The 19,558-nt window shown below is 69.5% G+C and carries 11 protein-coding genes; 5 read left to right on the top strand and 6 right to left on the bottom strand.

Annotated elements, in window-relative coordinates; genetic code table 11:
- Positions 1 to 4: 4 nt before the first annotated feature.
- Positions 5 to 7,606, bottom strand: coding sequence for a ricin-type beta-trefoil lectin domain protein (locus OG496_RS32570; RefSeq protein WP_405973460.1), 7,602 nt, complete (start codon positions 7,604 to 7,606; stop codon positions 5 to 7).
- A gap of 396 nt (positions 7,607 to 8,002) precedes the next feature.
- Here OG496_RS32570 and OG496_RS32565 point away from each other — a divergent pair, with 396 nt between their 5' ends.
- Positions 8,003 to 11,536, top strand: coding sequence for an FG-GAP-like repeat-containing protein (locus tag OG496_RS32565; protein ID WP_405973459.1), 3,534 nt, complete (start codon positions 8,003 to 8,005; stop codon positions 11,534 to 11,536).
- Positions 11,537 to 11,608: 72 nt separating this feature from the next.
- On the opposite strand, the gene OG496_RS32560 is transcribed toward OG496_RS32565, so the two are convergent.
- Together OG496_RS32560 and OG496_RS32555 are read right to left on the bottom strand one after the other, a co-directional pair.
- Positions 11,609 to 12,523, bottom strand: a complete 915-nt coding sequence (locus OG496_RS32560) for a calcium-binding protein (RefSeq protein WP_405973458.1) — start codon at positions 12,521 to 12,523, stop codon at positions 11,609 to 11,611.
- Positions 12,524 to 12,610: 87 nt separating this feature from the next.
- Positions 12,611 to 13,033 (bottom strand): ATP-binding protein, encoded by a 423-nt coding sequence (locus tag OG496_RS32555; protein WP_405973457.1) that lies wholly within the window; start codon positions 13,031 to 13,033, stop codon positions 12,611 to 12,613.
- 122 nt (positions 13,034 to 13,155) lie between these two features.
- On the opposite strand from OG496_RS32555, the gene OG496_RS32550 reads away from it, so the two are divergent.
- Both OG496_RS32550 and OG496_RS32545 read left to right on the top strand, forming a co-directional pair.
- Positions 13,156 to 13,968: a Scr1 family TA system antitoxin-like transcriptional regulator gene (locus tag OG496_RS32550; RefSeq protein WP_405973456.1), complete on the top strand. Its 813-nt coding sequence runs from the start codon at positions 13,156 to 13,158 to the stop codon at positions 13,966 to 13,968.
- Positions 13,965 to 14,213, top strand: a complete 249-nt coding sequence (locus OG496_RS32545; protein WP_405973455.1) for a DUF397 domain-containing protein — start codon at positions 13,965 to 13,967, stop codon at positions 14,211 to 14,213. The genes OG496_RS32550 and OG496_RS32545 overlap by 4 nt, the downstream gene beginning before the upstream one ends.
- On the opposite strand, the gene OG496_RS32540 is transcribed toward OG496_RS32545, so the two are convergent.
- The gene (locus tag OG496_RS32540) at positions 14,188 to 15,018 is read right to left on the bottom strand and encodes a class I SAM-dependent methyltransferase (RefSeq protein WP_405973454.1); all 831 of its coding nucleotides are present in this window, start codon (positions 15,016 to 15,018) and stop codon (positions 14,188 to 14,190) included. The genes OG496_RS32545 and OG496_RS32540 overlap by 26 nt on opposite strands.
- Positions 15,019 to 15,150: 132 nt before the next feature.
- Between OG496_RS32540 and OG496_RS32535 the strand changes: the two genes are divergently transcribed.
- Both OG496_RS32535 and OG496_RS32530 read left to right on the top strand, forming a co-directional pair.
- A complete protein-coding gene (locus OG496_RS32535; RefSeq protein WP_405973453.1) occupies positions 15,151 to 15,744 on the top strand; it encodes a TetR/AcrR family transcriptional regulator in 594 nt (197 codons plus the stop codon).
- 91 nt (positions 15,745 to 15,835) lie between these two features.
- Positions 15,836 to 16,729: a DUF4253 domain-containing protein gene (locus OG496_RS32530; RefSeq protein ID WP_405973452.1), complete on the top strand. Its 894-nt coding sequence runs from the start codon at positions 15,836 to 15,838 to the stop codon at positions 16,727 to 16,729.
- 24 nt (positions 16,730 to 16,753) lie between these two features.
- Here OG496_RS32530 and OG496_RS32525 read toward each other — a convergent pair whose 3' ends face one another.
- Positions 16,754 to 17,578, bottom strand: coding sequence for an arylamine N-acetyltransferase (locus tag OG496_RS32525; RefSeq protein ID WP_405973451.1), 825 nt, complete (start codon positions 17,576 to 17,578; stop codon positions 16,754 to 16,756).
- Between the two features lie 66 nt (positions 17,579 to 17,644).
- Complete coding sequence (locus tag OG496_RS32520; protein ID WP_399398187.1) at positions 17,645 to 19,549, bottom strand: FHA domain-containing protein; 1,905 nt, start codon at positions 19,547 to 19,549, stop codon at positions 17,645 to 17,647.
- Positions 19,550 to 19,558: the final 9 nt, after the last annotated feature.

The raw sequence follows: 19,558 nt of genomic DNA, 5'->3' as shown, positions 1-19,558 counted from the left end.
GGCCTCATCCCACCAGGAACTGAGCCGCCGTTGACCAGCCATTGTCGGCAAAGGCACTGATGTCCACCCGGAACGGCACGTTCGACCCTGGCAGATAGCGTGGTATCGCCTGGAAGAACACTTCACTTTGCGTCGCTTGTACATACGCGGCGATCGAGTCACCGAACGCGGACATGGCGCCGTTGTCCACCTTCGACTTGGTCGCGACGATGTTCGCGGCAACCTTGCCATCCCCACCCAGCACCTGCGGAAGGAGGTGCCCCCGCGTGAGGCCGGTCGAGTTCTTCACGAAGCCCGGCGGGATGATCCGGCGGCCGGCCTTGGTTCCCGTGCTGATGTCCGCGGGACCAACGATGGCTGCTACCCCCGTCCGCCGCTCGTCGGGCAGCACCTCGCCATAGTCGGCGTCATTGCAGTTGTGGACCAGAACCGCCGTGCCCCCGGCCACCGCATAGTACGTATGCGTCCCGGCGACGGTCAGGTTGTCGACCGTTGCCGTCTGCGTCCACGCCCGTACCGCCTTGACCTGGACGTACGTCCCGGCAGACGTCTGCAGCCAGTCGCCCGACCGCAGTTCGCTCGCCTTGGCCCAGCGGTGGTCCTTCGGCAGCCAGATCGGGTGGCCGTCGGTGGCGGTGAGGGTTTTGCCGTTGGTGAGGGTGAGGCGGACCAGGTGCTTGGTGCCGTGGCCCTGGATCGTGGCTGTGACCGTGCGGGACGCCGTCGTGCCGAGGACCGGGTCCGTCGATCTCACCTTGTCGCCGGGGCGCAGGTCCTTGATCGCCTTGGTCTTGCCGTTCGCCAGCAGGACCCGGGTGTCGGGCGTGAAGCTGTTGCACTTGCCGCCGGACTCGACGGCGTCCTCGCCCGCGTCGGACGCCTTGCCGGCGTCCTTCTCGGCCGTCTTCGCGGCGGATTTCTCCGTCGCCTTCGCCGCGGCCTTCTTCTCGACCGCCTTGGCCGCCTTCTCCTCGGCCGTCTTCACGACCTTCTTCTCGACGGCCTTGGTCGCGGCCTTCACGGCCGTCTTTTCCGCCGTCTTCACCGCCGCCTGTTCCGCGCCCCGCGCCAGCACCCCGCCGCCGAAGCGCATTCCGCCCCGGGCGGCGGCCAGGGCCACTCCGCCCTCGCCGAAGGTCGCGACGGTGATGATGATGGTGGCGGCCGCCATCAGGCAGGAGCCGAGTGCCGGGTGGGTGGCGCAGCTGACGATGTCGGCGAGGCCCGAGTACTCGTACGCCACGTGCGCGACCGTCTTGGTGGCGGACCAGGCCGCGTGCTTGACCTGGGACCAGCCCCAGAACTGGCCGTTGGGGTCCTCCTTCGTCACCGGGCTGTTGTCCGCGTAGGCATAACCGCCCAACTGCAACAAGTCGGAGAAGTCCATCACCGGGTCCAGTGACGTGAAGCGGCCCGTCACCGGGTCGTAGTCCCGCGCGCCCAGGTGGATCAGGCCCGTGCTGGACTCGTCCGCGCCGCCGATGTACGTGCGGGAGCCCGCCCAGCCCGTCAGGGACGTCTCCTGGTCACCGCGCAGGTTGCCCCAGGCGTCGTAGGACCGGTTCTGGACCGCCATTCCGGAGGCCAGTTTGATCTGGACGGTGGCCGTGCCCTGGGTGTTGGTGACCTGGGCGACCAGGGTGTGTGCGCTGGTGGCGCTGGAGGTGTAGCGGACGACGGTGGGGGCGCCGGCCTGCGCGTAGCTGCGCATCGCCCGGGTGGCGGTGGAGGTCTGGGAGCCCATGACCTCGGTCTCGCCGAGGTAGAGGGTGGTCCAGCCGCCGGTCGTCTTCGCGATCCGGGTGCCGTCCGCGTCGTAGAGGTACGACGTGCTCGCGGCGAGGGTGAACTTCTGGGTGTCGGCGCTCGCCGTGCAGGCGGCCAGGGTCAGGTCGGCGCTGACGGTGGCGCTCGCCACGTTCAGGCAGAGCTTCGAGGCCGTGTTGTAGAAGGTGCCGTCCGTGCGGAGCGTGAAGGACTGGGTGGTGGCGTCCGGTACGCAGGTCTTCAGCGTGATCGTCGAGCCGGTCGTCGTTCCCGATGCCGTGGCGCACTTGCCCAGGACCGTGAGCTTGCCGCCGCTCGTGCTGAACCGCTGCCCGGCCGTGCCGTTGCAGGTGTAGATCTGGATGACGGTCCCGTCGGCGGTGTGGCCGCCGCCGTCGTCCACGCACAGTCCGCCGGGTCCGGTGATCGCGCCCGATCCGGCACCGAATCCGGAGACGGACTTCAGCAGGCCCTCACCGTCGTACTTGAAGGACTGGGTGTCGCCGTTGATGGTGCGGGTGTCGGTGCGGCCGGCGTCGTCGAACGTGGCGGTGTTCGCCTCGGTGACGGTCTTCGTGCCGGAGTCCGCCGCCGTGACCGTCTTCTGCGTCCAGCCCGTCAGGGTGTCCGGCTGGCCGGTGTCCCCGTAGGCGTACGAAGTCGAGCCGTCCAGCGCGGTGTTGAGGGCGCCGGTGGAGGTGCGCTGGGTGCTGTGGTCGGTGAGGGTGGAGCGGTTGCCGAGGTCGTCGTAGCGGTACGACTGCCAGTACGGGAGGCTGCCGTAGGCCGCCGTGCCCGTGGCGATCGTCGAGGTGGACGGGGTGGCGCCCACCGAGCCCGAGGCGGTCGCCGAGGAGTCCGACGCCTTCCAGGTCGTGCCCGAGGAGTCCGTGCAGGACTTCGTCGTCGCGCCGGTCCAGGCCTCGACGAGCTGGCCGCGGGCGTCGTAGGTGAAGCACTGGTTGTCCCAGGTGGTCGTGGCCGACGCGGTCGAACCCGTCGCCACCAGGCTGGTGTTGCCGGCCTGGTCGTAGGCGTAGGCCGTCTGGGAGACGAGGCCGTTCGCCGTCTGGGTGGCCGCGTACGAGTGGAGCAGCAGGCCGGTGGAGTCGTCGTAGAGGGCGCTGGTCCACACCCGGTAGGGGTTCTTGCCGCTGGTGGAGCGGGTGATCTGGCCGTACGGGTTGTAGACGGCGCCGGTGGTGTACCAGTCCCAGCCGGAGGTGGAGACGGGCAGGTCCTGGGTGTTGTAGCGGGTGATGACCTTCTCGGCCGTGGTCATGCCGCCGGGGGTGGCGGGGAGTGTGGTGGTGAGCGGCTTGCCGGTGCGGGTGTAGGTGTACGACCAGTGGTACGAGCCCGAGAGGTTGTCGGTGGAGCCGCTGACCGCCGGGACCGTGACCGTCTTGCCGGTCAGCTGCCCGTCCTCGGTGTAGCCGGTGGCCTCGCTGACGATGTCGCCGGTGGTGGAGCCCGGCACGGTGTGACGGATGGACTTGGCGGGCAGGCCGATGCCCTCGGCCGCCGTGTCGTAGGTCCACTCGTCGGTGGGGAACGTGTCGGAGCCGACGGTGAGGGTGCTCTTGCGGCCGAGCGGGTCGTAGCCGTAGTGCAGGACCTTGCCGGTGGCGTCCTTGGTCTGGATGACGTGGTCGGCGTCGTCGTACCAGGTCTGGCCGGTGCCGGAGTCCGGGTCGCTGCTGAGGCGCACGCGGTGCCGGGAGTCGTACGTCCACGTCCAGAGGTGGCCCGCCTTGTCCTTGACCTGGGTGCGGTTGCCGAGCGCGTCGTAGCTGGTCTCGGTGTAGGTGTTCGCGCTGCGGTCGGCGTTGGTGTACGTGATCGCCTTGACCTCGCGGCCCAGGGCGTCACCGATGGCCTTCGTGGCGGTGGCGCCGGTGGGCGGGACGTTGGTGACCGAGGCGTCGGTGTCGCTGTAGGTGTTGGTGGCGGTGGCGAAGTCCGCGTTGTGGTGCAGGGTCGTCGACGTGAGCGGGCGGCCGAGGCCGTCGTAGGTGGCCCTGGTCGAGTTGGGGATCGACTGCTGGCTGGTGGGGATGTACGGCGTGGTGGCCGGCAGGCCGAGGACGTAGTAGCCGTTGTCGGTGCGGACGGGGGCGCCGTGGTCGTCGTAGCGGACCGAGGTGACCAGGCGGCCGAGGCCGGTGGCGTCCGGTGCCTGGGTCTGCACGGTGCGGCCCATGCCGTCGTAGAAGGTGACGGACTGGGTGTAACTCCCGTTGTCCTTCAGGCTCTTGGTGGTGACCCGGGTCGGGGTGCGGGTGCCCAGCGTGTAGCTGATCTGGGTGGAGGGCAGGGCGTCGGTGTCGCCGGGCCGCCAGCCCTTGACCAGGCGGCCGAGGAGGTCGTACTCGTAGCGGGTCTTGTTGCCGTTGGGGTCGGTGGTGAGCGTGGTCAGGCCGCGGGCCGGGTCGATCGTGGTGATCGTCGCCTGCTGCTTGGCGTTGGTGATGGTGGTGCCGGTGATGACGTACGGGCTGCTGCCGGGGTTGTAGGCGGTCCTGGTGACGTTCTTCCCGGCGTCGGTGACCTTGTTGGCGCGGCCGTAGACGTCGTACTCGGTGAGGGAGCCGGTGATCGTGCCGGTGCCTGCGCCGTCGAGGGACTTCTCGCTGGTGGCGTCACCGGCGTCGTTGTAGCCGGTGGTGACGTCGGAGACGACCGCGGCGGTGGCCGCGCTCGACACGTCGTCGCAGTCGGTCGCGGTGGTCAGCGCGCGCTTGGGCAGGCCGTAGAGGTTCGTGGACGCCCTGTTGTCGAAGGTGGTGAGGGTGCAGGTGGTGTCGCCGACCGTGGGGGTGGTGTCGCCGGGGCTCGCCAGGGTGACGACCGCGACCTCGCTCAGCTTCGGCAGGCCGTCGTCGTCCATGGCGGTGGTGGTGCGGGTGCCGCGCCACTTGCCGTTGTAGGCGGTCAGGTCGTCGACGCGCTTGACGTACGTCCGTTTCGCCACGAGGTCGCTGTCGCCGGTGCGCTTGCGGGTGGCGGTGACCGTGCTGGTGCCGGGCAGGGTGATCACCCGGCTGTGTGCCGCCGCCGCGCTCTCGTCGGAGACGTAGGTGACGGTCTCGGCGGCCTGGCCCGCGTTCTCGTCGGCGTCGTCCGCGGAGAGGGTGGCGCCGGTGTCGTCCTTGAGGGTGGAGCCGGAGCCGCGCAGGTAGTACGTGGTCGTCCTGGAGCGGGTGGCGGCGGGGCCGTCGGGGTCGCCGACCCTGGTGGTGACGGAGGCGTAGCCGCGCCAGTCGCTGTGGGTGCGCTGCGAGGGCTTGGTGAACTCGGCGTCGGTCCTGGCCCAGTAGCCGCCGCCCCCGTAGGCGTACGTGGTGACGATGTCGGGTGAGGCGAGCGCGGTCGTGGTGACGACCGTGTCCTGCTCGGTCACGCGGGCGACGGTGTACTTGTTGAACCAGGCCAGCGGCGGGTTCTCAAGGCTCTCGTCGGGCGACCAGTGCACCGGGTAGCAGGCGGCCGTGTTGTCGGAGATGTCGGTGGTCGCCGGGGCGTAGGTGCAGCCCTTGTTGTAGTCGACGACCGTCTTCTTGCCGTTCTCGTCCGTGATCCCGGTGATCCGCGGGTGCCAGTAGGTCAGCTCGATGTCGTCGCTGTTGGCGCGGACCCGGTTGGGCAGGGCGGTGCCGTCGAAGACGACGGCCGGCAGGTTCTGGCCGGGGGCGTCGTCCGGGTCGGTGGTGTCGGTGTCGTAGGCGCCGTGCTGGACGGAGGACAGCCACAGGCCGGGTGAGGTCTGGTACCAGCCGGAGTTGAAGGCCTGGTCGAGGGTCCACTCGTCGATCGGGTACAGGGTGCCGGTGCCGTCCCGGTGGGCCCAGGTGACGACCTTCTCCAGGCGCTTGCGGGTCCAGAAGGAGGGGAACGTCGGGCACTGCTTGGCGGTGCCCGACTTGCAGTTGAGGGTGGCCGGGGTGTCGTACCAGACGCGGTACTTCTCCGGGTCGCCCGACGTGAAGTTGTCGGCGTCGCACTTGCTGGCGGACGCGGCGAGGCAGCGCTCGTCGGTCTGGAACTGCACCTTGGCCGCGGGGACCGCGCCCAGGTCGTCCTTGTTCAGGCCGTACTCGATGCTCAGCGGGTAGGAACCGCGCTGGTACTTGACGTTCGTCTTGGTCGACTTGTTCTTGGCGTAGTAGTTGTCCTCCTGCTGGTAGTTGATCACCATGGCGTTGCCGTGGAGGTCGACCACCTCGTCGAGCTGCCAGGACCAGGCCTGGGTGCAGGAGGAGTCCTTGAAGGCGTCCGCGTGGCACGGTTCCTTCGGGTCGTTGCCGAAGACGGGGACGGTGGAGACGGAGTCGGTGTCCGCGTGGCCGTTGCCGACCTTGTCCAGGCCGAAGTAGTACTTGGTGCCGTCGCGGGTGGTGGCGATCCAGTACTCGCCCTTGTCGTCGGTGTCACCGCCGTCGCCGTTGTCGGCGCCCGTCCTGTGCTCGACCTTGGTGCCGTCGTCGGAGCGCGGGTGCCATTCGCCGCTGGTGTCGTCCCGGACCAGTTCGACAGTGGTGCCGCCGAGGGACATCACCGCGTTCGAGGAGGCCCAGCACAGGTCGCCGGTCTTCTTTTTCTTGCCCTTGTTGTTGGCGTCGTCGCCGTCCTGGTCCTGGCCGCAGCCCCGGTACGAGCGCTCGATGTGCCCGGTGTCGTAGGACCAGCCCTCGCCGATCCAGGAGGTCTGCGGGTTGGCGGTGGACGTCTTGCCGTCCACCGCCTGGGAGTTGTACGAGAAGGCGATGCTCGGCGTGGGCCCCGCGGAGACCGACGGGGTGTCGACGGCGTACGAGTACGCGAAGCCGCCCGAGGACGATCCGGCGTCCCAACTGCCCGCCGAGGAAAGGGGGGTGGCCCGGAAGGAGCCGCCGGCGCCGTTGCCGGAGTCGGTCACGCCGAGGACGCCGCCGGCCCCGGAGGAGGCGGCGGCGGTGACGGCCCGCGCGGCGGAGCCGTGGTAGACCGCCGACTGCGTGCTGCCCTTGTCCAGGGCGGCGGTCGCGTCGGCGGTGGTGGTGCCGGTCGCGGTGTCGGCGTCCATCGGGGTGGACAGGTCGACGGTGGCCTCGACCTTGGTGGCGCCCAGGTCGGTGGTCTCGTTGCCGTCGGTGTCCGTGGTCGTGGTGTCGGCGCGCAGGTCGGCCGAGTTGTCCAGCGGCTCGGGGGTGGCGCACTCCTCGTTGTCCGGGTCGGTGAGGAAGCACTCGGGGTAGCGGACCAGTTGGAGCCGGTCGGACCACTGGGCGCCGAAGTAGTTCTTGAAGTCGGTGTAGTCGACCTGGAGGCGGGCCGGGGCCGGGGTGGTGTCGCTGGTGGTGACCTGCATGAGCAGGCCGTTGACCCCGGCGGCGGCCGTGTCGGTCTGGCTGAGGACGTCGACCGCCCAGGTTCCGACGGGCTGTTGGGTCGTGTCGTCGGAGGCGGCGCCGATCTTCACCGGCACTCCGCCGTCGATCTGGACCAGGCCGTCCTCGGCGGCGGCGAGCTTCTCCGGGGTGATGTCGGCGGTGCCGTCGGGACCGGCGGCCGGTATCGCGGTGCTGCCGTCCGGCGGGTCGGTGTCGTCCTGCGCGGCGTCGATCGCGTACTGCCGGGCGTACCCGGACAGGGACTGGTCGGCGCCGTCCACCGGATCGGTGGCGGGCACGTCCACCATCGCGGCGACGTCGTCGTCCGGCGGCGGTTCGGCGAAGGCCTGGCCCTCCAGAGCCCCGACCGACAGCGCGAGGGACAGCAGCAGGACGACACCGGGCACGGCTCTGCGGCGCCAGGCTCTGCGGCGCGGATGCGCGCTCGGACGTGAGCGACGGAACACGGAAGGACCCCCCGGTGAGCCCGGCCGGGCAGTCACCCCGGCCGTGAAGACGCGATGGAGAAAAGGAAGAAGCGATGGAGAAAAGAAGGAGGAAAACAGCCCGGATTATTGGCCGTCCTTTGCCGTCAGCGCTAGATCATTTGACTTTATGTGGGCTTGATCACTGACCAGAGCATGACAAGACAGTCCAACTCCGGGCGGAATAACGGGTGTTACACCCGGAAGGGGACGTTCCGCCGACCGTACCCGAAGGAAAGGGGCTTGCCCGGCGCACACCGGCGCTCCATGATCTGCACGTCCTCCCCACACCCCCGGCACCGACCACCGGGTGAGCCGGCGGAGGGCGGTCCGCATGCGGGCACGTCATGTCGCCACCGTCAGAGGGGAAACGGTTCGGTGTCCTCCGCTTCTTGGCCGCACAGGCTGAGCCCACGTCAAACCCGCCTGCTCGCCGGGCTGTTGGCGTTGATCCTGGCCGCCGGGACCGCCTGGGTACTGCTCCCGGACCACGACACCGGCGGCTCCGCGGCGAAGAGCGGCGGCGCGAAACCCCACCCCCGCACGGAGACCGAGGCACGCGCCCTGGCCAGGAGTTCCGGCAAGCGCGTCGAGATCGTCACGGCCCGCACCGCGACGACCACCACCTGGGCCGACCCCGACCACACGCTGACCACCCGCATCCATGTCTCACCGGTGCGCACCAAGGTCGACGGCACCTGGCGGGCCATCGACCCGACGCTGCGCCGCACGGCCGACGGCGACTGGACCACGAAGGCCACGACGACGCCGGTGGTGTTCTCGGGCGGCGGCAAGAACAGCGGGACCAAGCACAAGTCGACGGCGGACAAGGCGAGTTACGTACATCCGGCGGCCTACCGCGCGAACGCCACCACGGACACCGCCGCAGGCACCGCCACCACCCTCGTCACCCTGACCACCGCCGGCCACACGATCGACCTCACCTGGCCCGGCACCCTCCCCGCCCCCGAGGTCGAGAGCAACGAGGCCCTGTACCGCGAGGTGCTGCCCGGCGTCGACCTCGTCCTCGCGGCGAACGACGGCGGCTTCTCCGAGGTCCTGGTCGTCAAGTCGGCCCAGGCGGCGGCGAATCCGGCGCTGAAGACCATCTCGTACGGCCTGTCATCGCCGGACCTGACGATGAGGCTGGACTCGCGCAGCGGCTCCATCCACGCCTACGACGCCGACGGCAACGACGTGGCGGCCACGCCGACCCTCCTGATGTGGGACTCGGCCGGCAAGGAGGCCACCACCGACAACCTCACCCACGGGGACGGCGGCGCGGACGACCCGGACCCGACCCCGACCGCCACGGACACCACGAGCAAGGCACCGGAGCCCGCGGACTCCGACGACGCCGCCCGCGACCGCGGCGCCGACGACCAGAACGCCGACACCGACTTCGGCACGGCGTCCGCCGCGCCCACCGCGACCACGGAGACCGACGGCGACGCGACCGCGAGCCCGGCGACCGCTTCCGCGGACCCCGTCGCGACCCAGCCCGCGGGCGACGAGGACGCCGTGATCACCCCCGAAACCACCGCCATCGACGGCGAGTTCCCGGGCCTGAACGGCCCCCAGCCCGGCACCCACAGCTCCCGCATGGACCCGGAGCTGGCTGCCGACGGCACGATCACCATCACCCCGGACCAGGACCTGCTGACCGGGTCGGGCACCTCGTACCCCGTCTTCATCGACCCCAGCACCAACACCGACGCGGGCAACTGGACCACCGCCTACAAGCGCGGCAGCTGGGCGGACGCCACCTTCTTCAACGGGCGCGGCTTCAACAAGGGCACCAACGAGGCCCGCGCCGGCTACGAGTCGGACACCTTCGGCACCAGCCGTTCCTTCTTCACCATGGCCTGGCCGAACGCGGTGCGCACGACCTCCATCAAGGAGGCCACGCTCAACATGAAGGAGACGTACTCCTGGTCCTGCACCAAGAAGGAGGTGCAGGTCTGGCGCACCGGTGACATCGACAAGAAGACCAGCTGGAAGACGCAGCCCAGCTGGAACACCCGCCAGGACACCAAGTCGTACGCCAAGGGCTACAAGAAGAGCTGTGCGGCCGGGAACACGGTCTTCGACGTGAAGGAGGCCGCCCAGTACGCGGCCGACAACAGCCTGAACCACTGGACGCTGGGCGTGCGGGCCACCGACGAGGACGAGCAGTACGCGTGGAAGAAGTTCCAGGCGACGAACGACAACGCGGGTCCCAACGTCGACGTCACCTACAACACCAAGCCGAACAAGCCCACCAAGCTCAAGATGAGCCCGGGCAAGTGCACGACCAGCGCGCCCTACGTCACCATCGGCGCCAACGACCAGATCACGTTCTCCGCGTCCGTCTCGGACCCGGACGGCAAGGACGACCTGGACGTCGTGCACCTGTACCTGCAGAACGACACGACGGGCACGTACTACAACCGTGAGGCGAGCGCCTCCGGAAAGACCACGGCCAGCGTCGTCTTCGACAGCAGCGGCCTCAAGGACGGTACGTACCACTGGAACATGTACGTCAAGGACGACTACCCGTCCCAGTCGCCCACCAGCTACAGCTGCCACTTCAGGGTCGACACGGTCGCCCCGAAGACGCCGATGGTGGGCTCCGCCGACTTCGACGAGGCGGACGGCGACAACGACAGCGGCGAGGACCAGTGGTCCAAGGCGACCTTCGGTCAGTCCGGCTGCATGACGTTCGTCAACTGGCCCGGGGAGAAGGTCACTTCGTACGCCTACAGCTGGAACAGCACGGCGTACGACAAGTCGACCAAACTCAGCGACCTGAACAGCTGCACCACCAAGTCGGGCGACGTGATCACCGGCACCTCGTTCACGTCGGTCGTCTCCGTCACCCCGCCGCTCGCCGGACCGGCGATCCTCTACGTCAAGGCCCTCGACGCGGCCGGCAACGAGTCGGTGACCCCGAACGCGTACAAGATCTTCGTCAGCCCCAAGGACCGCGACGAGGCCGCGACCGACCTCACCGGCGACGACAAGCCCGACCTGCTGACCATCATCACGTCCACGGACGACGACGGTGTCACCCACTACGACCTGCGCGACTACCCCTCGGGCAGCAAGGGCGACCTGTTCGTCGGCATGAACCCGTCCTACGGGGAGGCCACCAAGAACACCGCCTACGCCGACGGTTGCACGACCGCCGCCGTGGACTGGAAGGACGCGCTCATCACCCACGGGGGCGACTACTACCCCGGTGACGGCCTCCAGGACCTCGTCGCCCGCATGAACGACGGCACGCTCTACGTCTACCCGGGCGACGGCTTCGGCGGCTTCAACACCTGCGCCCGGATGCCGGTCCTGCTGCCCACCACGGGCACGGACACCAGCGGGGCGAACGTCACCGTCCCGGCCGCGTCCGCGTTCGACCAGATCCTGGCCGCCGGGGACATCACGGGGGACGGGCAGCCGGAACTCTTCATGACCTCCGGCACCCAGTACTGGGCGTTCACCGGCTACACCGGCGGCTCGTTCGCCAGTGCCACGCTCCTGAACACCGGCAGCGCCTGGACGACCCGTGACGTGGTCGCGGTCTCCGACATCAGCGGCGACGGCATCGCCGACATGCTCTACCGCACCACCGACTCCGGCCGGCTGATCCTGCGCAAGGGCAAGGCCAACGCGGCGGGCACCGGCGTCGACATCCTCTCCCTCGCCAACTCCGCGGCGGGCTCGGGCGGCGCCGACACCGAGTACGCGGCCAGCGGCTGGACCGGCACCGCCGTACCCCGCTTCTTCGCCATCCCGGACGTCACCGGCGACTCCGTCCCCGACCTCTGGGCCCACATGAGCGACGGCAGCGTCCGCCTCTACTCCGGCGGCAAGACGGCGATCGGCGGCTACACGACGGTGATCGGCAGCTGGACGGGCAAGCTGGCGTTCGGCTGACCGGGGCGGATCGACGAAGCGGCGGGTTCTCACCGGGCACGTGGTGAGAACCCGCCGCTTCGTCCTGTCCGCTCAGTCCTGGTGTACGACGTTCCGCCCCGGGCCGCCGTTGAGCGTGTCCGTGCCCGGGCCGCCGTACAGCTTGTCGTTGCCGTCCTCGCCGAAGATCCAGTCGTTGCCGCTGTTGCCGTACATGATGTCGTCGCCCTGCCCGCCGCGGATCGTGTCGTTGCCGGGGCCGCCGAGGATGGTGTCCTTGCCGGCGTCGCTGCCGCCGAGGAGTGTCTGCGGGCCCGCGCCGCCGTAGACGAAGTCGTTGCCGGCGCCGCCGTCGGCGCGGCTGTCGCTGCCGTCGGCGTAGACGTGGTCGACGTCCTTGCCGCCCTGCAGGCCGGCCAGGGCACCGCCGTGGATCACGTCGTTGCCGCCCTGGCCGTTGACCACCGCTTCGCGACCCGCCCTGATGGTGTCGGCGTTCGGCCCGCCCTCGATCTCGTTGCCGTCGTAGCTGCCGGTGTTGGTCGCGGTGTCCTTGCCGTCGCCCAGGATCAGCGTGGAGTGGTAGGTGGGCAGAGTGTTGGCGTTGTTGTAGGTGACGGTGTCGTTGCCGTCGCCGAGGTCCAACTTCAGGATGCTGTAGGTGAATTCGGTCTGCTGGCCGGGCACCGTGCAGGAGACCTTGGTGTGGTCCCTGCTGACGGGGTAGGTGCAGGGAGTTCCCGACTGGATGCTCATCGGGACCACGTCGTCGATGACGAAGGTGATCTTCCCGTGGGCGGCCAAGGACTCGTTGAGGACCGCCTTGTTGATCTGGCCCGGCGCCGCCGTGTAGTCGATCGTCCAGCCGAGGGGTTCGACCGCCAGGGTGGCCGGCCTGGTCGCGGCTCCGGCGGTGGCGGGCATGGCGAGCGAGGCGGCCAGCGCGGTGCCGAGGGCGAGTCCCAGGGCCGCTCCTCGGCTGATGCGGGGAGAACGGGTAGAGGGCACAGCACAACCTCCGTACAACGCAGGGGATTCCGACAATCACGAGTGACCGCCGGTGCGTATGAGGGGTTGTGCACCCGCTTGCGGAGTTCATGGTTCCGAGGGGCACTGTTCAGCGATGTCGCCCTCGCATCCGAACTCCGCCCACACCACCTTCCCGAAGTCCCGTTCCCCCACCCCCCACTTGTCGGCCAGCGCGGCGACCAGCAGCAGCCCCCGCCCACCCTCGTCAGTGTCGCGAGGGTGGGTGTCGACGCGCGGCACACCACCCCCGCTGTCGTGCACCTCGACCCGCAACGAATACCCGTCGCACCGCAGCAACAGCCGGAACTGACGCCCCGGAGGCACCCCGTGCACCAGCGCGTTGGTCGCCAACTCGCTGACGCACAACAGCACATCGGCGCCGCGCTCGGTCCCCGCGAGTCCCCACTCGGCCAGGTACGCGTGAGCGAACTGCCTCGCGGCGGGAACGGACCGGCGTTCGCGCCGGAAGAACTTCTCACTCAGGTTCACGGGACAAGAGTTGCGTAGCGTCACTAGTGTTGACAGGGCGTGAGCCCTGGACTCCTTTTTGTACGGGCGGAGTACGGGTTCGTGCGGGGTCCGGAACGGGTGGATGTGGGGAGCACCACAGCATGAACTCCAAGAAGAACCGCTCGACGATGCGGCTGCTGGGCGCACAGGTGAAAGCGGCCCGGATGGCGGCCGGGTTGACGCAACGCCAGCTCGCCGAGCGGGCGTTGGTCGACGAGGAGACCATCGCGTCGGTCGAGCAGGGCAGGCGTCGGCTGATGCCCCCGCTGGCGAAGTCGCTGGACAGGATCCTCGACACGAAGGGGACGTTCGAGGCGGGCGTCGACAACCTCCCCGAGATCGACCAATTCCCGCTCTACGCCGAGGAGTACATGCTGCACGAGCGGGAGGCCATCTCCCTGTCCTGGTACGACAACGCGGTCATCCCCGGCCTGCTCCAGACCACCGAGTACGCCCGCGCGGTCCTGGCGGAACGCATTCCGGCCTACGACGAGGACGAGATCGCGGCGAAGCTCGCGGGCCGTATCGAGCGGCAGGAGATCCTGCAGCGCAAGTGTCCGCCGACGATGAGCTTCGTCATCTGGGAGCCCGTGCTGCACCTCGGCATCGGGACACCGGAGGCCCGCCGCGAGCAGCTCCGGTTTCTGCGCCAGTGTGCCGAACTCCCGGGCCTCGCGCTCCAGTTCCTGCCGATGAACACAGCCGCGCACGCTGGTCTCGACGGCCCGTTCATCCTCCTTGAGACGCCGGACCATCAGCACCTGGCTTACGCGGAAGGACAGCGTGGCAGCCAGTGGGTCGCGGACCTCGATGAGGTATCCAGGCTGGCGCGCAAATATGCGATGCTGCGGTCACAGGCCCTGACGCCCCAGGAGTCCAGGTGCCTGCTCGATCGTCTGCTAGGAGATCAATGAGCACCGCACTTGAGTGGTTCAAGTCGAGCTACAGCGGCAGCGAAGGCGGCGCCTGCCTCGAAGTCGCCTACACCTGGCGCAAGTCCAGCTACAGCGGCAGCGAGGGCGGCCAGTGCGTCGAGGTCGCCACCTGCCCCCACACCATCCACATCCGCGACTCCAAGAACCCGGCGACGGACGGCCCCACCCTCCAACTCACCCCCACCGCCTGGGCCGCGTTCACCGCCGACTTCGCCTCCCGGTGACCGCCAGCGTCGCGTAGGGCATCACGAAGGACCCGCCCCGCTCGTCGATCGCGGCACCCACCGCTTCCAGCACCGGCGCGAGCCGCTCCGCCGGGAAGTTCGTGAACGTGCCCTGCGTCGGCATGACGTCCAGCCAGGCGTCCCGCGTGTACGTGAACTCCCAGTCGTAGCGCCACTGTTCGGGTTCCCCGAACCACCCGCCCGCCGCCCGCATCCCGTCCGCCGCCTTGTCGAGCAGCGTCTGGTACCCCTCGACGGCCGACCGCGTGACGGCGGACCGGAGGTCGAACGGGACGTCGGGCAGGGCGCGTTCACACGCGTCGGCGACGACCTCGGCGAGGTCCGGCGGGAGTTGGCCGACGTTCCAGAAGGGGGCCAGGAGGCCTCCCGGCCGCAACACCCGCGCCGCCTTCTCCGCCCCGGCGACGGGATCGACCCAGTGCCAGGCCGTCCCGGCGACGACCGCGTCGAACTCCCGCCCCCGCGGCTCCCATTGCTCGAAGGTGGACACCTCGATCTCGACGCCGAGGCGTCGCGCGAGGTCGGCCATCCTGGCGTCCGGTTCCACGCCGAGTACCTGACATCCGGCCGCCCGGAGCTGCCGTGCGGCGATTCCGGTGCCGCAGCCGACGTCGAGGACGACGGTGCCCGGGTCGGCGGCGCCCGGGTTGGCGGCGATGCGCTCGATCAGGGCGTGCGGGTAGCGCGGGCGGGCCCGGTCGTAGCGCTCGGCGTCCGTGCCGAAGGACTCGGCGATGTCCCGGCGCCCATGGGGCTGGCCTGCGGAAGACGATAGAGTGACCATGCGCCCACTTTGAATGGGCAGGCGCCCACTCGTCAATGGGCAGGCGCCCACTAGCTGTCCCGACATGACGCCCACTCGCTGTCCCAACATGATGTTCACTGGCTGTCCCGACACGAGGAGACGAACCCCGATATGCCCACAGGCGTGGCCATGCAGGACCCCCGCCGACAGCTCTTCAACGCCGCCAAGCGGATCCTCGTGCGCGACGGGCCGAACGCGCTGACCAGCAGGGCCGTGACGGCTCAGGCGGGCTGTGCGAAGGGCGTCCTGCACCGCCACTTCGCCGACTTCGACGCCTTCCTCGTCGACCTCGTGCTCGACCGCGTCGGGCGGCTCGACACCCGTGCCGACACCTTGCGCGCCGCTGTCGGCACGGGCTCGGTCGTCGATCACCTCACCGACGCGCTGATCGACGTGTTCGACCCGGTCGGGGTCGCGATCGTGGGCCTCGTGATCTCGCGGGACGAGCTGCGGGCGCGGCTGCGCGCGGCCGGCTCGACCGGCATCCCGGTCATGAACGAGGCGTCGGCGACGCTCGCCGAATACCTCACCGCCGAACGCGACCTCGGCCGCCTCGCCCCCGACGCCGACGTCGCCGTCCTCGCCCCCACCCTCCTCGGCGCCGGGCACCTGCTGTTCGCCGACCGGGAGGCGGGACCCCCGGAACGCGAGACGGTCCGCCGGACGGTGACGGCGGTCGTCGCGGGCGTACTGCGGGAGGCGTAGGCCGTCGGCGAGGTGTGTGGGGCGGAACAGGGGCAGGGGGAGGGGCAGGGGCCGGGACCCGTTGTCAGTGGCCGCCTCTACAGTTTTCGGCATGGCGACCCTTCCCAACCCGCTGCCGATGCTGGCGGCCGACCCGAGCGGCAGCTCGCTCGGGCTTGAACTCCCCGCCGGGAGTCTGATCGACGTGACCGCCGAAGGCCCGGCGGACCAACCGTTGTTGTGGTGTGCGGACGAGCCGGCGAGGCCCGGAGACTACGACGCCCTCCAGCCCGCGCGCCGGGCTGCCGGGCTGCTCCCCGTGCTGTTGGACCTGGGTGGCGACGAAGGCGCCCTGGACGAATGGCACTTGCTGCCCGACGAGGCGTCGTACCCCGGGGATCACGACGCCGAAGAGGTCCTGGAGGAGTTCTGGGAGGAGTACGCGGCGGACGAACTAGCCCCGGACGCCAACCGTCCCGGCACGGACTCCTTCGCCGAGGCCGTGGTCGAGAACTTCGGCGAGCAGGCCACGTACGACGAGATGATCGCGCCGTACGGTCCCGAGTGGCCCGGCCTCGCCGAACCGCTCACCCTGGTCGCCGATCCGGACGCGCGGGCCGCCGAGATCGCCGACTCCCTTGCGGGCAGCGGCTCTTGGCTCAAGGAACCGCACCTCGCCCTCGTCCCGGCCCGCCGCAGCGCCGACATCCCGGCGGCGATCGGCTGGACCGGGCAGATCAACTACGAGGGGGACGTGGCCCGGCTCTGTGCCGTCCTGCGCTCCTGGGAGGACCGCTTCGGGATACGGGTCGTGGCGCTCACGTCCGACCAGTTGGTGCTGTCGGTCGCGGCCCCGCCTGCGACCCAGGAGGAGGCCGAGGCCGTAGCCGCCGAGCACTTCGCCTTCTGCTCCGACAACATCACCCAGGGCCATCACGAGACCCTGCGCGCGTACGCCCAGCACGAGGTGCTCAACCAGCAGGTGTGGTCCTTCTGGTGGGACTGACCCACCAGGCGCACGCGGCCCGGATCAGCTGAGCAGCTTCATCCCCTCCGGCGCCTCGATCCCGAACTCCTCGTCCAGCAACCGCCGCACCTCCCCCTCGTCCGTCAACTCCCGCTCGCTCACCGCTCCGTCGGCCCCCGTCTCGGTCAACACGCGGCCGTGGAGCAGGAGATGGCGGTCAGGGGTGACGCGCTGGACGAAGAGGCCCTTGGTGAACGGGGAGCGCGGGTTCGTGGCGATGTGCCAGTTGATGACCTCGAAGTCCACGTGCTCGAAGGGCTCCAGGGTGAAGGCGTACTGCGGCTGCCAGGAACCGTCGCCGTACGCCTGGAGGACCAGGAGCTCCAACGGTCCCCGGTGCGGCACCCCGACGAACCGGTGCCTGCGCCCCGCGCCCTCGAACTCCCCGCCCACCACCACCGGAACCGGCTCCAGCAGCGCCCCGATCGCCCCGAACCCGACATCGGCGAGATACCGCTGCGGGTCACCCGGCACCTCCACCAGCAGCGCCATGTGGGTGCGCGGGCGGCTCTCGAACCGGTCCGTGCCCACGACCACCCGCGCCGCCAGCAACGTCACCCCGAAGCCCAGTGCCCTCAGCGCGGTGGCGAGCAGCGTGTTGTGCTCGTAGCAGTAGCCACCGCGCCGGCTGTGCACCAACTTGGCCATCAGGTCCGGCAGTTCGAGCGAGGGAGCCGTACGCCGGAGCGCGTCCAGGTTCTCGAACGGGATGCCCCGCATGTGCGCGAGATGCACGCCCCGCAGCGTCCCCAGGTCGGCCCGCCGCTCACCCTCCCAACCGATGTGCGCGAGGTATTCGTCCAGGTCGAAGGCGCCGCTGTCAGACATGCCCCCACCCTACGAAATCACCCCGCGCAATCCCCTACGGAATCAACCGCCCCGCCCTTCTCCGGCTCACTGCTGCGTCGCCGACTCCAACGCCTCCACCGCCGCGGCCGCCGCCGTCGAGTCCTGGCCGTAGAAGATGTCGATGTCGACCTCCTCGCCACCCATCGTCAGGGTGTCCCACGCACCGCTGAGGACGAGCATGCGCAGGGTCCTGGACTCCAGGGTCTGGAGGCGTTCCAGGATCGCCTCGTCGTCCGGCATGCCCGCCAAGCGGGGCGCGAGCCTGTCGCGGATCGCCGCCATGCGTGCCAGCAGCGTCGCGGTGTCCGCCTCGCGGTCGGGTTCCTCCGCGATGCCGTCGATGCCGTGGTCGATGATGTCCTTGATCGCCCAGGTGACGCCCTGGTCGTCGGTGGTGACCATGGCCTTCCAGGCGCGGCTCTTGTGCCGGTACTGGAGCATCGACATGGCCGCCTCGTGCCGCAGGAAGTCCGCGTCCCGGAAGGGGCGGCCGTTCCAGGCGCTGTTGAGGGAGCGGGCCAGCGAAATCGCCGACGCCAGACCGCTGTTGAGGCCCCGGCCCGGCCAGAAGTGAATCGAGTTGGCCGCGTCGCCCAGCAGGAAGCCGTAGGTACCCGGCGAGTTGACGGTCGGCGGCAGCAACTCGGCCGAGAACCGCGGGCGTTGCACCATGTCCAGCCGGAAACTGGTGACCGCGGACAGGTCCTGGTCCGAGACGTCGAAGAGCCGCAGTCCCTCGTGCACGCGCTTCCACAAGGGCGATCCCTTGATGAGCGCCGGCAGGAACAGCGTGCCGTGGGTGGAGCACTGGAAGTCGCCGTGCTCGTCGCGGTTCATCAGGCACGGGCGGGAGGCGATGCACTCCTCGAAGACCCGGCGGACCGGGTCGATGCCGATGACCTCGCCCAACTCGGCGTCGGTGAGCCGCATGTTGAGGAAGCCCTCGCCGCGCAACGAGTTGAGCAGGAAGCGGTTCTGAGCGACCGTCAACAGGATCGCCATGGGGTCGGGGAGTTCCGACTTCACCCTCAACCCCAGGACCACGTCCCGCAGATGGACGCCGTCGAGGGAGTAGATCGACTCGTCGGCCTTGCCGAACCTCGCCGCGAAGTGCTCCCGGGTGCGCGACCGCCCGCCGTCACAGATGGCGAGCACATGCTGGCTGGCGAGTTCATCGCGCTGTTCCGCCGGGTCGAACTTGGCCGGTATGAGCCGTATTCGGTCCCGCTTCTCGTTCGCCAGCTCCAGCAGCTTGTCCTCGATGTAGGCGATCCGCATGTTGCGCGGATGGTGGTCGCCGATCGAGTCCGGACCCGACGGCCACATCTCGGTGTAGTGCTCGGGGTCGAAGAGCCGCTCCTGGACGTACTGCGGCCAGGCGAGGTACTGCCGGCTCTGCACGGTCACCACCTGCTGGCGCCGCACGTTGCCCTCGGCCTCGCTCTTCCAGACGACGCGGCGGCCGTCCTTGCGCCACCGGCCCTCGAAGACGGTGATCTTCACCTGGGCGCCGAGGAAGTGCTCAAGGAGCAGAGCCATGGACAGCCCGACCGGACCGCCACCGACGACGGTGACCCGCAGCAGGGACCCCTCCTCGCTCTCCTCCGGGTGGGTCACGGAGCGGGGCAGGTTGAGCGCCATGAGGGTCTGCATGGCGTCGGCGACCTCGAAGCGGAACTCCTGGTCCCCGATGGTGATTTCGTCCCCGGGCTGCAACAGCCGGGACTCCACCTCCTCCCCGTTGACCTGCGTGCCGTTGCTGCTGCCGAGGTCGCTCAGCACGTATCCCGCGTCCTGGTCGAAGACGATCTCCGCGTGGAAACGCGAGACGCTCGGGCTGGCGATGACGACCGTGTTCCCCGCGTTGCGTCCGAAGGTGACGCGGGTGTCGACGATCGGAATACGTTCTCCCGCCAGCAGACCCTCACGTCCGACGAGCACCGGTGCCATGGCATTTCC

Origin of the sequence: Streptomyces sp. NBC_00988, assembly GCF_045162645.1 — a bacterium.
In the GTDB taxonomy this organism is placed as follows: Bacteria; Actinomycetota; Actinomycetes; order Streptomycetales; family Streptomycetaceae; genus Streptomyces.
The sequence above is the reverse complement of the archived record's forward strand: the minus strand, read 5'-3'. Positions and strand labels throughout refer to the sequence as shown.